8 protein-coding genes are annotated in these 15,944 nt (G+C 45.8%); 4 read left to right on the forward strand and 4 right to left on the reverse strand.

Annotation, left to right across the window (positions count from 1 at the left end; genetic code table 11):
• Positions 1-84 precede the first annotated feature (84 nt).
• From B2P60_RS08145 to B2P60_RS08155, 3 genes are all read right to left on the reverse strand, one after another.
• The gene (locus tag B2P60_RS08145; protein ID WP_286740519.1) at positions 85-1,212 is read right to left on the reverse strand and encodes a hypothetical protein; all 1,128 of its coding nucleotides are present in this window, start codon (positions 1,210-1,212) and stop codon (positions 85-87) included.
• Between the two features lie 226 nt (positions 1,213-1,438).
• Complete coding sequence (coq7, locus tag B2P60_RS08150) at positions 1,439-2,077, reverse strand: 2-polyprenyl-3-methyl-6-methoxy-1,4-benzoquinone monooxygenase (RefSeq protein WP_286740661.1); 639 nt, start codon at positions 2,075-2,077, stop codon at positions 1,439-1,441.
• Between the two features lie 164 nt (positions 2,078-2,241).
• Positions 2,242-3,573 (reverse strand): MFS transporter, encoded by a 1,332-nt coding sequence (locus tag B2P60_RS08155; RefSeq protein WP_286740520.1) that lies wholly within the window; start codon positions 3,571-3,573, stop codon positions 2,242-2,244.
• A gap of 456 nt (positions 3,574-4,029) precedes the next feature.
• On the opposite strand from B2P60_RS08155, the gene B2P60_RS08160 reads away from it, so the two are divergent.
• Positions 4,030-7,449: an autotransporter assembly complex protein TamA gene (locus B2P60_RS08160; protein ID WP_286740522.1), complete on the forward strand. Its 3,420-nt coding sequence runs from the start codon at positions 4,030-4,032 to the stop codon at positions 7,447-7,449.
• Positions 7,450-7,534: 85 nt separating this feature from the next.
• Positions 7,535-12,532 carry a translocation/assembly module TamB domain-containing protein gene (locus tag B2P60_RS08165; RefSeq protein ID WP_286740526.1) on the forward strand — a complete coding sequence of 1,666 codons (4,998 nt, stop codon included), beginning with the start codon at positions 7,535-7,537 and terminating at the stop codon, positions 12,530-12,532.
• A gap of 129 nt (positions 12,533-12,661) precedes the next feature.
• On the opposite strand, the gene hemP is transcribed toward B2P60_RS08165, so the two are convergent.
• On the reverse strand, positions 12,662-12,820 hold the full coding sequence (gene hemP, locus B2P60_RS08170; protein WP_227672156.1) for a hemin uptake protein HemP: 159 nt from the start codon (positions 12,818-12,820) through the stop codon (positions 12,662-12,664).
• 293 nt (positions 12,821-13,113) lie between these two features.
• On the opposite strand from hemP, the gene B2P60_RS08175 reads away from it, so the two are divergent.
• Together B2P60_RS08175 and B2P60_RS08180 are read left to right on the forward strand one after the other, a co-directional pair.
• Positions 13,114-14,205 (forward strand): NUDIX domain-containing protein, encoded by a 1,092-nt coding sequence (locus tag B2P60_RS08175; protein ID WP_286740554.1) that lies wholly within the window; start codon positions 13,114-13,116, stop codon positions 14,203-14,205.
• Positions 14,206-14,617: 412 nt separating this feature from the next.
• Positions 14,618-15,838, forward strand: a complete 1,221-nt coding sequence (locus B2P60_RS08180; RefSeq protein ID WP_286740564.1) for a lipocalin family protein — start codon at positions 14,618-14,620, stop codon at positions 15,836-15,838.
• Positions 15,839-15,944 lie beyond the last annotated feature (106 nt).

Here is a 15,944-nt window from a genome sequence, read left to right on the forward strand (position 1 = left end):
TATTGAGATGTGATCAACATAAAACGACGGCGCTCACCTTTACGTTTGAACTATCTACCACTCACTATTATTAATAAGTAAGCATTAGACAGTGGGTTTGACGTTGATGTTAGGAGCGGGTATATCCCAAATATAGAATTTGCCCTCTTCGATGAGTTTGATTTGCTGACGAATAGTGTCATTGTTTGGATTTTTTTCTTCAAGGCGACGCAGGCGCTCTAGTGCGTTATCGCGACGATCACTTAACAAATCTGATTGGGCCAAGCTTTGCTCGGCTTCTGTGTAGCCTAGAGATACCGCACGATCTAAGTACTTTTGACCTTCTTTAAAGCCGCCGCCTTCTGATAACATCATGCCATATAAAAAGTTGGCTTCAGCACTATCGGGTTGAATTTTGATGGCGCGGTCAACATACTTTCCGCCGCGTACCGTATAGTCTGAACCCAAATCTAGGTTACGTCCCATGCCATTAAGCTTGGCGGCACGAAGTAACACGTCATAAGAGGCGTTTGGCGACTGCGCATAAGGTTCAATCCACTCCGCCAACACTTTGATTTTTTCACGTGTGTAGTGCCGCTGAGAGCGGTTAGGGAAGTTTGGTGGATAGTGGCGGGCATTAGGGGACACATCTTTGATGAAATCATCAAGAAGGCTCACATCCAGCTTATCGGTGCCAAGACCTTTTTGCTGCGGGATCAGTACCGTTGGCACAAAGCTCACGTCCGACAGTTGCACTTGCGGCGTTGGGATATTTGTAAGCTGTCCGCTGCGCAAATCAATGCCAGCCGCCGTCATTGGACCGGGTTCATAGACACGAGTCGTCCCTGTCAATTCAGGGGTCGCGACAGTGGGTGCAACTGCCTGTGGCTGCGCCGTACTCATAGAGGCACGGGTCGGCTGACCACTACTTTGTGGCGCAGTGCTTTGTTGAGGGTTGGCGATTGCGGCATTAACTTGTGAGTTTGATTGTGACATTGCTGGCGTGTTTGTTTGCCCCGTACTAACAGCAGTGTTAGGTTGAGCGAGGCGAATCACCCGCTTGCTTGAGTCTATGGCACTCGGGACAGATGTCGCTGTAGTATCAACTTCAGCAGCATTGACAGGCGTTGATAGTAGCATGGCACACGCTGTCGTAAGTGCTGTCAGAGTTGCCAGCTTAGGCGCCTTAGTAGACAAGCTGCTAGAGCGTATCGATTGGGTAGTGGCTTTCATAAAAATCGTTACCTTATTTAATCGTTATTTAGTAATTGACGGGTAATGCGGTGATGTCTATGGTGCAAAATCGTACAAATTTTTAATACCCTAGCAAATTAAGCTTAATGCCATCAGTAGTAGGATTGTTAATAGGAAACCTTAAGCGAAGTTATGAGTCTCAACAGTATGAGTAACACAGCTAACATAATGGCTATAATAAAACTCACTACTGCAAAATCAGCCATTATAAATGGTAAGCGGTGGCCTTCATGCGGTTGGCCATCCAGCGCATGGTCTGACGGACAGGTGGTGACAATGCAGCACCGCCACTTGCAAGTGCCAGCTCACGATGATGCAACTCTTCGACATCCATTTGCGCCAGTATTTCTTTTGAGCGTTGATCGTGTTCAGGTAGCTGTTTGATGTGATCTTGCAAATGCTCGCTGACCTGGGCTTCTGTCTCTGCGACGAAACCCAAACTAAACTCATTAGAGATAGCACCCGCTACCGCACCCAGGCCAAAGGACATGCCATACCATAAAGGCGTAAAGACACTGGCGTGGCTGCCAAGCTCATCTAAACGCGTCTCACACCACACCAAATGATCGACCTCTTCTTTGGCGGACTGTTGCATGGCTTGCTTAACGCCATTGTCCTTGGCAGCAAATGCCTGCCCATGATAGAGGCCTTGCGCACATACTTCGCCAGTGTGATTGATCCGCATCAAACCTGCGACATGACGTGCCTGCGTAATGGTAAGCTCAGGAATCTCGTCACTAGTCACGGGAAGGGGGCGAGTGCTGGGGTTTGAATGTGGCACGACAGCTCGTAATGCCTTATCGACCCCAAGCAACAATTGGTCGATTTTGGATAAAGGACGCAGGGCCATAATTCACTCCTGATGGGGTTGAGTACGCTTAATAAAATAAGGATAGAGACTACTGCAAAGCAATTATTGTCATTGCCTCACACACATTACTATAGCAAATAATCTAAATTATCAGCACCAATATTCGTGGCTCAATGGCGCACTTTTAGCTATTTAAACTATGGAACGATGTCGTCATGCGTTTGCATAACGGCATTTTTAACATGTTTATGGAGCTTGGTATATAAAAAAGCGCCAAAGGCGAGATTAAGCACGCCTGTGACTAAAAATAGCTGCGGTAGGGTTAACCCTAACGTATTTAGCACAACAATGGCAAAAATCGCTGAGGTGACCATAAATATCGCATTGAAAATGTTATTGGCACCAACGATACGGGCGCGATGGCTCCTAGGCGCATACGCCTGCATAGAGGCATACAAAGGCACAATGTACAAACCGCCACTAAATCCTAAAAAGAACAAGTCAGCAAAAACACGCCAGCTACTATTCATCGCAAACAGCTCACCGACTCCGAGTAGTGTGGCGTTACTCACGTCAATGTTGAGACCTGATAGGGAAAAATACAAATCAATCGCAAAGATGCTCAATCCGGCAATACCAAAAGGTAGTAGACGTAGGCTGACTTGGTTTTTGGTCAATGATTTACACAACAAAGAGCCAATTGATACGCCAACAGAAAATAAGGTCAGTAGAAAAATAACCACTGATTCATCACCATGTAAGATGACTTTGCTAAATTCAGGCGTTTGCGTCAAAAACGTCGCGCCATAAAACCAAAACCAGCTATTGCCAAGGATGACAAAGAATAAAAAAGGCAGAGAGTACAAGTAGCGTATGGTAGTGAGACTGGTGGTGATGATATTCCAGTTGATTTTTAGGTGAGGCTGCACCGCTGGCATCATAGGAATGTAACGCGCCGCTAAATAGCCCAAAACCGCGATGATCAACACAGTCGCACTGATCCAATATAATGATTGCGACAACTGGGTTAAAACACCCGCGATGATCATCCCGAGGAGGATGGCGAGGGAGGTGCCCATTTGAAACAAACCATTCGCTCCAACCAGCTCGTCTTCTTTCATGGCTTGCGGCAAGTAAGCATATTTTATTGGACCAAAAAAGGTCGAGTGCGTACCCATTAAAAACAGTGCTACAAATAGTAGTCCATACCATTCAAAGACGAAGCCAACCGCGGCGATTGCCATAATGATTAGTTCAAGCAACTTGATAAATTGCGTTAGCTTCGACTTTTCAAACTTATCAGCAATTTGACCTGCTAATGCCGAAAACAAAAAATAGGGCAATATGAACAACATCGCAGCTAAGTTGTTTAAAATGCTAACTTCCATACCCAGCTGACTGGCAGCAGTGTAAGTCAACACCAAAATGAGTGCTTGCTTAAAAACGTTGTCATTAAACGCACCCAAAAACTGGGTAAAAAACATGGCACTAAAACGGCGGTGCTTAAATAACTGAAACTGGTTGGCCATGAAAATTCCTACAGATGAGTGGCGGCTGGTAGCGTAAAGAAGAGCGCCTAGTACGGCTGTTAAGGTAAAGTGAATTATCAACAGTATCAAAAACTTATCGAAATATACCGTAGGTTTTATCACTGTTAAGCCGTATAATAGCAAGGCTTAGGTAAAAATACATGCGGCCGATGCTATGATTTCATAATTAACTAAGTTATGATTTGTAAATTTTAAGTGGTTGCGTCATAAGGTCTGTGCGGTGGCGAAGGGCTGCTATCACTCAAGTCTGGCAGTCTGCGCGCCTCTAAATAGAGCGCGAAAATCTGTGCTACTGATGCCCTTATCCAAGCAACGTTACGCCCCATAAAGTCACAACCCATAATTTTAGTCAACTGCTATAAGTTTATTCACCGGTAAGACTTGGCGATAGCTATCGTCCATGTATTGTGCCGCGTGAGGTGATAGGACATCAACATGAAAAACCAGCCTTCAACTCTAGCGAGCAACATATCGGTTCAGCAGCGCAATACTAATAGCGTACAGAGTGAAAGCCACACTCGTACTACCGCCCCGCGCACTCATTTTACCCGCTCAGCGCTTTTTACGGCTTTAGCCACCAGCTTAGTAGGTTTTGGCATTGCCCCCGCGGCGTTGGCTGATACTACTAACAGTGGCAATACTCCTGATCAATCTATGACAAATCAGGTAGCGCCTAATCAAATAGTAGCTAACCCATCAACCTCGCTTATGGATGATGATACCCAGCTTGATAGGGCGCTGGACGCACTCCACCTAAAAAAAGCAGTAGAGCAAGGCATTATTGAGCAGTCCGTATTGGATGACTATAGTGAACAAAGCCTAGGGATTAAAAAATCAGACACGCCATCTCAGAACCTAGCGCCGTCTCAAGCAAATGCCAAAGATGAATTTGATACCAGTGAAGATATCAATAGTCCAAATAGTGCTCAGCTGAATTTTCCTAGTAGTATCAATGAGGATTTGTCACAACAAGCGGCAGCGGTTCAGCAGCAGGGCTATCAGATGATGACGCCCGAGCAGATTGATCGTGAGCTGGCTGCCATGGATCTACAGAATGCTCAAGATATCAATAACATCGGTAATGTACCTAACGATAGCGATTTTGATACGCCTATCGCGACGCTAAATGATGCGACGCCGCCAATTGGCTTGGATGTGGAGCTAGACGCCACCAATCTGCCTGCTCCTAGCAATCTTGATACCTTAGGTAGGAATGAGACAGACGCCGAAACTGCTGAGATTATGTCGCGCCCGATTAATGTGAGCGACGCTGTCAGTAGTGGCCGTGTGGATGACGCAGGTGACAACAGTGGTGAGATGGTAGCGAATGCCAGTACTGAGGACGATACGCCGTCAGACGTCATCAATCCTGATGATTATTTGCCCGATTATCAAACCGAAACTCAGGCCGTCAATCAAAGCCTCGAACAAGCGAGTAAGCCGAAGCCACTCGCTCGTAATAGTAGTAATATCGTCAAACGCCTCTATAACCGCTTGTTTAATGGGGGTGCGATGGCGCTGCCGCACGTAGAAACCACGGTTTATTTACAGCAAGAGGCGTCTGCAGGAACGGTCAGTGGTCAGCCAAATTTAATTAAGGCAGATAATGACGTTCAGCCCATGAAAAACATTAAAGCGGCACTTGATGATACGACGGTTCAATCGGTCGTTGACTTTACGGCTGCTTTGCCGCGGTTACGTGAAACAGCGTTAGATGCTGCCAAAGCCGTGGGTTATTATGATGTGACGTTACGTCTACGCCAGCCTAATCGGGACACGATTGACGTCATTATTGAAGAGCTGGGCGAGCCTGTCCGTGTGGATAGCCGTATTGTTGACATTCGCGGTGAAGGCAGTGAGCAAGAAGAGTTTGTCACATTGGAAGAAACGTTACCGCCACAAGAAGGCGATATCTTTAATCACCGTGTCTACAAAAACAGTAAAGCTGCGCTTGAGTCACTGAGCAACACGTACGGTTATTTCGATGAATATTGGCTCAACAAATCCGTTGATATTATCTTGCCAGACAACACAGCGGATGTCTCTTTGGTCTATAACACCGGCGATCGCTATGAATTTGATGAGGTTGTCTTCTTTACTTATGACGAAGAAACAAACACACTGACTCAAGACCCTGATAAGCTGCCCGTTGAGCTATCGCTACTACAGCAGTTATTTGACTTTGAGCCAGGCGATCCTTTTTATCGTCCCGCTGTTACCAAGTTTAGCAATGATTTGTCCGCGACGCGTTACTTTAATACGGTCAACGTTGAGTCGATATTACCGCCAGATGAGCGCAGTGAAGCCAGTACATTGGATTTTGATAACGCCCCTGCCATAAGCAATAACGAGCTAGATGATGATATCAATAACGCTGGCGTGACAGACACGACTGGCAGTAACGAGGACGAAAGCTTAGCAGCAATCAATGATCGTCGTAACAGCAGACAAGACAGTACGAGTGACAATACCAATAGTGACGAGGTTGTTGCAGAAGGTGAAAGCAGTCTTGATACCAATAACACAGAGACAGTCAATGCCGCCGATATTGCCGCTATCGAGTTTGAGGCTGATGAAGAAACGCTTGATAAACTGCAAGCCATTAGACAAAAGGCAGAACGCTTAAGCAACTTGCCAAATGATCGGGTATTGGATGAAAAAGACCAAGAGGCGGATAATCTTTTAGGCAAAATTAGCGACTCAATCAGTAACATCGCTCAAAAAATATTCCCCGACGAAGAAAGTATCCTTGCTGATGAAAACTTTGTACCACCAACGCTGGCAGGACGTAAAACCCCGCAAGAAGTAGCAGAGAGCAAAAAAGTACCGCTGTATGTCTTTGTATCGTCCAGTAAGCCACGTGATGCCCAAGTTGGTCTTGGTTATGGTACAGATACGGGTGTACGAGCCACTGCGAAGATAGATTATAATCTGCTCAATCGTCAAGGTTATCAAGCAGGGGCAGAAACCGAAGTCTCAAGAATTACTAAAAATGTCACCGTCTACGCCAGTCGTCCTTGGAAGCATCCGCTTAATGATACATTAGAAGGGCGTCTGACCTATGAAGAAGAAGTGATCGATCAAGGCGAAGGTAACTTTGATTTGTCTACCAGTACCTTAAAAGCAGCCTTGGCACGTAATATACGCCGTGAAAGTGGTTGGAATCGCAGCTACTCTGTACGTTATCGTTTGGATGAACTGGAAACGGGCGTCGATGAGACGGAGTTAGATGATTTGCCTATACGCTTTACCTCCTCCAAGCCCAAACAGCAAGCGCTGCTATTTGGTTACGGTATAAATAAAACCGATGTGGATAGTGCGACTAACCCCACTCGCGGGATACGTCAGTACTATGCCATTGAAGCCGGTGCCGATAAGGCTCTTAGCGACACTGACTTGGCAATCGTTCGCGCGGGTGTGAGTGGTATTTATAGCTTTGGTGAGGACAAAAAACATCAAGTATTGGGCAGTGTGAATGCAGGTTACATTTGGGCCGATGATTTTTATGACGTGCCTTACAAGTTGCGTTTCTTTGCAGGCGGGGATCAAAGTATCCGCGGTTATGACTATGAAAGCTTATCACCACTAGATAAAGGGTATCTCACTGGTGGGCAGGTCCTCGCCGTTGGTAGTGCCGAGTACAACTATGAATTTAGACCGGGTTTTCGCGGGGCATTCTTCACCGATGTGGGCAATGCTTACGACAAAGATTTCGAAACTGAAACAAAAGTTGGCGTTGGCGTTGGTGTTCGCTGGGCATCGCCTGTCGGTGTCGTGCGAGTCGATGTGGCTGCTGGTGTGACAGAAGACAGTATTCCCGTTAGACTACATTTCTTTATTGGTTCGCCTTTGTAGTTCTTTAATTCAGTCGTGTAGTTTGTTTTGTTTATTATCTATCGTGCCGATTGCTGGTCATCATTCTTTAACGTAGTTGAGTGTCATGCTGACAAAAAATACCCCGCCTAATAACGCACCAGATGAAGATCCAGCACAGCGCGACGCTCGTGCAGTCAGACGTTGGTATCCTTTGTCGTTTTTACTCAAGCTGCTAGTACTGGTCACAATCGTACTGGCGATTATGTTTGCCGTGTTCTTCTATGCGATGGGTACAGAGTCCGGTACTAAATTTATATTAGAGAAAATCAGTGCTGAGACGGGTATTGAGTTTAAATATGGCCGCGGTAACTTACGTGATGGTATTTGGGTTACCGACATTGATATTAAGGCGACCGAAGATCTTGAGGTATTGGTTGATAAAGCCTATGTCAAAGTAGGCTGGCGCGCTATCTTTGCCAAAGAAGTACATTTGCGTGATGCTGACATACAAACCATTGAAATCCTCAATACCAAGCCACCAACGGGTGAGCCGTACGATTATAGAACCTTGCAATTGCCAGTCAACCTGCGTTTTGACCAGGCTAAGATTAAAAAAATTATTTATAAGCAAGTGACTAAAGAGGCGATCGTTGTCCATGATATTGCTGCTCGTGACTTGACGTGGGTCGGTAGTACCGTGACGGTGGGTCGTGGCGATTTACAGTATGCCGATATCGTCAAAATCAATGCCTTACAAGGCGAGATTGATTTACAAGGTGATTATCCACTGGACTTGAGCGCAATTGCCGAGGTCAGTGCGCTAGAAAAAGCCTACATTGACCCGCTAAATATCACCGCAACAGGAACATTAAAACGCACAGTCGGTAAAGTGCGTAGTCGCTACAATGACAGCGATGTCAGCGGTGAGTTCGTCGTGCAAGGGTTGAGTGATGACTCGCCGTTTCAGGCCAAATTGCAATGGGATGATATTTTGATTCCTTATGCCGACAGTCAAAATATCCATCTAAAGAGCGGTACTGCGACGGCAGCAGGGGTGATCTCTGAGATACGTCTGCGTATCAACACCGAACTGACCGCCAAGGATAATATTCCATCCGGTCATTATCAAGGTCGCGGTATCATTGCAAACAGTCAGTTACGCGTCGATCGTTTAGAGGCAGAGGTTCCCGCTGGAAACTTGATACTGCAGGGGATTTTAGACTGGAACAATAGCTTTGATGCAAAGGTACGAGCGACTGGTAGTAATTTTGATATTCGCCGCGCTATTCCTGATCAGTACGCGGATTTTAAAGCGTACGCCCCGCAAAAACTCAATGGCAGACTGTCTGTTCATTATCAGCAACAAAACAGCGCTGGTAACATAGAGATGGATGTAGCCTTACGTCAACGTGATGGCGAACAGGTTAATGCCAATATTGTTCGTGGTAAAACATCAGCGAAATCTACGCAGGTGGCACCTTGGTACATTGATGCGAGATGGCAAAACCTTGTCCGCCAAAATGTGCCGAATGTTGGCAATATTGACAGTCCGCGCGGACAAGCGGAGGTCATCGTTCGTGGTTCACGGCTATCTGTCGATGCCAATGCGGTTATTAATGAGCTTAACGCGGCACCCAAAGGTAACTATGACGTACGCGTGCGTAAAAACGGTGACACCATCGATATTAATCGCCTAGATTACGAAGGAATCGTCGGGAACTTGACGGGAACTGGGCAGATTCAACTGGCGAATAAACAGCGGCCGCTGACTTGGCAAATTGACGCTCGTACCGATGGCTTACTTCCCAAACAATATCGCAGTGACTTACCGCTTGAGCGTTTAACGGGAAGGGTCAGCGCTCGTGGTCGTTTGCTAAACATTACCAAGAATGGGGTGAGCGGTCAGCGTCATATTGTTACTTTGAGTGAAACGGATTTGCAGGCGCAACTTGATGACACGCAAGATAGCCGCACGATCGGTATTACTGGTAGCGGTGATGCCAGCGTCAACATGATTGGTGGTGAGCTGTCTGTGTTTGACGCGCGTTTCGATGGTCAGATTGATACAGCGGAGGTGCCAAAAGGACAGCTTTCGATCGATGCCGCTGGTACGCCAAAGCTTATCAGTATTCGTAAATTTAATTACAACGGTGAGGCTGGCGCAGTGAGTGCGAAGGGTGTCATCGATTTGCGTAAAAACATCGGTTGGCGTGTCGATGGTCGCTTTGAGACGTTTAATTTGGGTTATTTTTTACCCAATAACTCAGCGATTATCACAGGTGACCTACAGACCAGCGGTGAGTGGCAAACGCCGCCTAAAGACAGTACCAATACGGCAGGCAAGCTGCAACGTTTTTCGGTCAACTTCGATGGGGTGTTAGACGCGGAAGAACTACCAGCAGGTGAGTTAATTATTGATGCCAGTGGTGACGCTCAGCTGTTTCGTATCAACCGTTTTAGTCATGTAGGCGCGGCGGGCAGTATTAATGCCAAAGGAACCGTTGATGTGAGCCAAGGCATTGCTTGGGATATCAATGCCGTGATGGATCGTTTCAATGTAGGATATTTCCTAAAAGACACGCCAAGCCTTATCACTGGGACCATTAGTACGAATGGACGCTGGACTGACTCGCAGCAAGTTATTAATATTGAGCAGATTAACCTAAGTGGTAGGTTAAAAGGTCAACCGCTTAGCGCGAAAGGCAGTTTGGCGGCGAAACTGCGTTTGCCAAAAGACTTAGCAAGCTACTTTAAACGTCTCCAAACGCAAGATGCGCAGGCGCAGTATAAGCAAGTGAATGCCTTAATCGACAGTTTGAACGCTGACAATCTCGTGCTGCGTTGGGGTGATAATTATATAACAGCCAATGGCAATGCCAGACAATTACAAACCAAAATCAATATCACCAGTCTGGATCAACTCTCAGACAAACTGGCGGGTAAAGTAACGGGCGGCGCGACCTTAACGCAACCAGCCGGACAGGCATTACCAACCATTTATATCGATTTGGTCGGTGAGCGTATTGCGTTGCCAGGTTTTATTTTGCGACAGGGCCGTGTGCGCGGCAAACTGGTCAATTTGGCAAACAGTCCAAGTCAGCTCATCGTCACCGCTGAAGGCTTAGATGCGGCAGGGCAAAGTTTTGAAAGTGTGGAAGCCGTCTTTAATGGTACTGAACAGGCACATGTGGTCGATCTTAACGTTGCCAATGAGCAGCTCGATATTAGCGCACGGCTGAAAGGTGGCTTTAACCGAGACCAGCTTATTTGGTCGGGTGTGATTGGCAAGGGCCGTATTGAATCCCAGTACGCGACCTTAAAACAGTTGCAGCCTGCGCAGTTGATTGTAAATTTACCTAATAACCAAAGTGGCAATAATAGTGACTTAAAGGTACAGCTGGCGGCACATTGTTGGCAGGCAACTGACCAATCCGGCAAGCTGTGCTTACGCGAAAACTTAATTGCGTCACCCGATAAAGGCGATATCAATATTGCCGTGCAAAATCTGGATACGTCATTGTTCTCGGTTTTTTTACCCAAAGACATCGATTGGCACGGCAAGATTAATGGTAAAGCTATTGTGGGCTGGCAAGCGGGACGTCCACCAACCATCAATATGACGTTATACTCGGATAATGGCAAAATTGGTTTGATCCAAGATGGCGATAGCGCGCCTGTGACCTTGCCGTATAAGCGTGTGTCACTCATTGCCATGTCAGTTCCTGAGGGTATCAAGCTGCGTACAGACATCAATACGGGTCGCGGTGCTCGTGGTTATGCTGAAGTGGTCGTTGATCCTTATAAGACCCCGAAGCCAATTTCAGGTGCGTTGGTGCTAAATGAGCTTAATCTAGCGATATTTAAGCCTTTCTTTCCAGGTATGCGAGTGCTAGAAGGTAATGTCACCATGGCAGGTGGACTGGGCGGGACATTAGACAAGCCGCAGTTCTACGGGAATGTGAAGCTCGTTGATGGCCGTATCGCGATGCTTGATCTACCAGTGAATTTAACCAATGTGAATACGGAAGCTAAAATTCGTGGTACACAGGCGACCATTGATGGAAGCTTTGACAGTGGTACAGGTACAGGCACACTGAAGGGCACCGTGAACTGGCAACAAAAGTTACAGGCCAAGCTTAGCGTGGTTGGTGAGCGCTTGGTGATCACGCAGCCGCCATTATTAGTCGCGGAGATTAATCCTGATATCGATATCATCATACGTCCAACTGACCGTTACGTCAGTATCAAAGGCGCCGTGAGTGTGCCTTCAGCAACCATTCGTCCACCAGAAGCCAGTGAAGATATTATCACGCAAACTGAAGATGCAGTCGTGCTTGATCGTCGTCTGATTGGTAATATTGATGAGGTATTGGCGGTCTCAAAACCTTGGTCCATCAATGCAGACATTGGTGTCGACTTGGGTGACAACATAAACTTCCGTGGTTTTGGGGCAGTGATTCCGTTAGCAGGAGCGATTAATGTTACTCAAAATGGAACGGGTGTCATGCGGGCGAAAGGGGTGGTACAGGTATCACGTCGCACCAATATCAACGCCTTTGGTCAGAATCTAGAGCTTAACTACGGGCAAGTACGCTTCAACGGCGATGTCATGAAGCCTAACTTGAGTATTGAAGCGGTTAAAACGATCGATGGCAAAACCGTAGGCGTGCGTGTCAAGGGCAGTACCGAAAATCCAAATATCACGGTCTTTAATAATGCAGGCCTGACTCAACAGCAAGCCATGAATGCGCTAGTTACAGGGCGAATCAATAACAGAAGCGCCACACAAATTAGTGAGCAGGGCTTTAAGTCGCAGGTCACCAATAACTTAGCGGCAGCTGGACTGAGCTTTGGTCTGAGTGGCACGCGCAATCTAACCAATCAAATCGGTCAAGCTTTTGGCTTTCAGAGTTTAACGGTGGATGCCTCAGGGGGTAGCGAAGATACCAATGTCAATGTCACAGGTTACGTGAGTCCTGACTTATATATTCGCTATGGCGTGGGCGTTTTTAACGCGCAGAACAGCCTCTCTATTCGCTATCAGCTGACACGCCGCATCTACATTGAAGCCACGTCAGCGGCAGAAAACGCAGTGGATGTGGTCTATAGTTGGCAGTTTTAAAAGATATACCTAGATATTGACGACACCTAGAATTGAGAGATTAAATGCGCCGCTCATAACTGGTTTCCAATAAAAAAACGCCTTTTAATGAAGGCGTTTTTTTATAAGAGTGCTGACGTTATTTTCTACTTATTTAGTCAAAATCAAGCGATTATTACGTGTTAAACGTAGACGATACTCTTCACCTTCATGTTCAATACGCACTTCTTTGGTGAGTGCAAACAGATGCTGCGATTGTAAGGTAGGTAAGCGGTTTTCACGGCAATTTAAATAACGAGAGATGACCATGCTCATGGTAAATTCCTTTTGATAAAAAGTGGCTGAGTGAAGGAGCAATAGAATGACTGCCTTTTAACGATAATAATTATCATTTACATTTAAAGATTTTGCAAGCTAATTAATAAAATAAATTGCAGTCATTGTGTAAACTTATCTAAAGCAAGCCTGATACCGCCCTTATAAGTCATATTTTTTATCACAATAATGGATAAACCATACGTTAACGTGAATTTAGTAGCTCTTTTCACCTTATAAAGTGAGAAGACAGCAACGTCATAAAAATAGCAATAAAGGATCTTCCTATGCCAAGCCCATCAAACCATTCAACCATCTGTGAGAAGGCGACTGTCGTCAACGTCGCGGTGGCAGTTATTCACTATAAAGACCAGTATTTGCTTGGATTTAGAAACGCTGCGCAACATCAGGGTAATCGTTATGAGTTCGTAGGCGGTAAAATAGAGGCGAGTGAAGATGCAAAGCAAGCAGTTATCCGAGAAGTCGCTGAAGAGACAGGGTTTGCCATTCATGAGAACACGATCGTGAAACTTGGTCGCCTACATCATGACTATGGCGATAAGCAAGTGAGCTTACAAGTTTATAAGATTGAGCTAACAGCGCCGCAGTATGAGCAGCACAAGCACTGTCAATACGGGCTAGAAAAGCAGGCGCTGACGTGGGTAACTAAAGCGGATTTATTGGCCGAGAAATATGACTTGCCAGCTGCCAACAAGACGATGCTTGAATGGCTAAAATTGCCAGAAAATATAACGATTACTTATCCACTGTCACATTTTGATGACCATTCTGACCCAGCGGTAGCGTGGCTGCAATGTCATCAAGAAAAACTAACAGTCGCAGCATGGGTGTATGTGCGAACAAAAGAAGCGGGCACAGAGAAGCTTATTGCGCAGTTAACGCGGGCGCGTCCAGATATCCATGTGATTGTCCCTCATCACGCCGATAGCCAGTTTTTAGGCACTGATACTCACGTTGTTGCTCATCATTTAACCCATACGGCATTGATGCAATGGTTTAATGATGCTCAGGAGGCTGCGATGCCTGACCAAGGAATCTCAAGCTCTCATCCATTAATCGTCAGTTGCCATGATGCCGACAGCATTACAGCAGCTAATAAACTTGCTAGAGCTCGATTGCAGCAACAATTACCTCCAGTAGTTGGGGCTTTCTTATCACCTGTGTTAGCTACCCAAACCCATCCAGATGCTGTCTCACTTGGTTGGGAGACATGGTCCGCATTGGCACAATTGTCTGATATACCGATTATCGGTTTGGGCGGATTATCACCGACACTAATTGATCAAGCAATCTCATACGGCGGGGTTAGTGTGGCTGGTATTCGTCAGTTTCTTTCATCACAAAAACCTAAAGCGTAACGGCTGGTAGACATAACCACGCTAGCCGCGACAGTGCGATGGGGTATTGAAACTCAGCAAAGCAAATAACTGATTTTGAACATATTTATCCGATGAGTAACTATGTGTTTGTTGGACACCATAAGCACATAATTACTTACAAACCGTTGCGTTTCCCTACATTGCAACACTGTTTTAATAGTCAATCTCCCCTTAATATATACTACCTAATTTAAAGAGAATTGACTCTAATTATGATAAGCAGTTTGCTTATCAAATGCCAATCTTAACCTTTCTAATCTAATAATATTTAAGTTTTGCCGCACAAGCTCACACAGTCAATGCGTTTTGTCAGTAAATAACGCCCATAGATTGGATCAAACGAGTGTGATAAGTAAAGAATTTTAACAGTCACTATTAATATGGTACCCCTATGAAAACCAATAAGTTACCTCAATCAGTATGGTCTGATTCACAGGAAGCTGGTTCTCAGTCTCAGCAGAATAGCCAGTCGAATCGTTATTGCTTAAATGGTAGTAATGGGCGACAGACAAGCTATGCCAGCAACGATGCTAGCTATAACCATGATGTTCCGAATGATAACGACTTAAAACAGGCTGCAAAAAACACCTCCATGCAAGACAGTAATTTTGGCTATAAAAGTGCAAACACTAGCACGTTAAAAACCAAAGAGTCTGGTATGCTTGACAGCACCACTATAAAAAATAAAGGGTCAAGATCCAGCGTCAGCGTTAGTGAAAGCACGGATATTGCTAATGGCTATTACTCTGAGGGCTATAAGCAGGCCACAAAGCTGGCCGAAAAAGAACCCATGCTGTCAGGGTTTTTAGAGGATCATGCAGAGGTGTTACCAAAAAAACTAGAACGAAAAGGAGGACCGGGGCAAAGTATCAGTGCCTCATCAACCGCAACTCACACCTCGTATCAAGACATACCGGAGCGTATATTTATGAATGGACTGATCAAGCACACAGGTATTGCCTTAGCTATTATCATACCGCTAGCAGCATTTTCAGCTTACGCTGCAACGCCGCCGGTTAACACTAGTGATAGTGTGGCGGCTGACGCAACGACTGAGAAAACCACGACAGAAATGCTGTCTATTAAGCCGAGTGCCATCATTCATAAGTCGGCCAGTACACCGACCACTGTGGATCATGTCGATCTCAATAAATACACTGGGACATGGTATGAGATAGGACGCTTGCCCATGTATTTTCAGCGTAACTGTGCTGGTGATGTGACCGCCAACTACACTGAAAAGACAGATGGTTCAGGTATTATAGTCACTAATAAGTGTGTGGATAAAGACGGTTCTAGCATCGTTGCTGAAGGTTTAGCTAAGCCAGTTGATGAATCAGGAAGCAAGCTAAAAGTCACGTTTTTACCTTCTTGGCTACGCTGGTTGCCAGTCGGCCGTGCCGATTATTGGGTGCTAGCACGCGACGCTGACTACAAAACGGCTTTGGTAGGGACACCTGATAAAGAATATCTCTGGTTATTAGCGCGCTCACCAAATGTGACTCAGGAAACCTATGCTAAGTATCGGCAGATTGCCCAACAACAAGGCTATGACTTAAAAGAGTTTAAGTTGACACCGCAAACCAATCAAACGGTGAATCTGGTGCCATAATTGTCTATACCTGCTTAACTGATACGTTAAAGGATGGGCAGCTCTTGATGTCATATCCAAGACTTAAGACAATAAAAATAAAGGTAGCTCAATTGGCTGCCTTTAT

Origin of the sequence: Psychrobacter sp. UBA3068, assembly GCF_002366815.1 — a bacterium.
Classification (GTDB): Bacteria; Pseudomonadota; Gammaproteobacteria; order Pseudomonadales; family Moraxellaceae; genus Psychrobacter; species Psychrobacter namhaensis.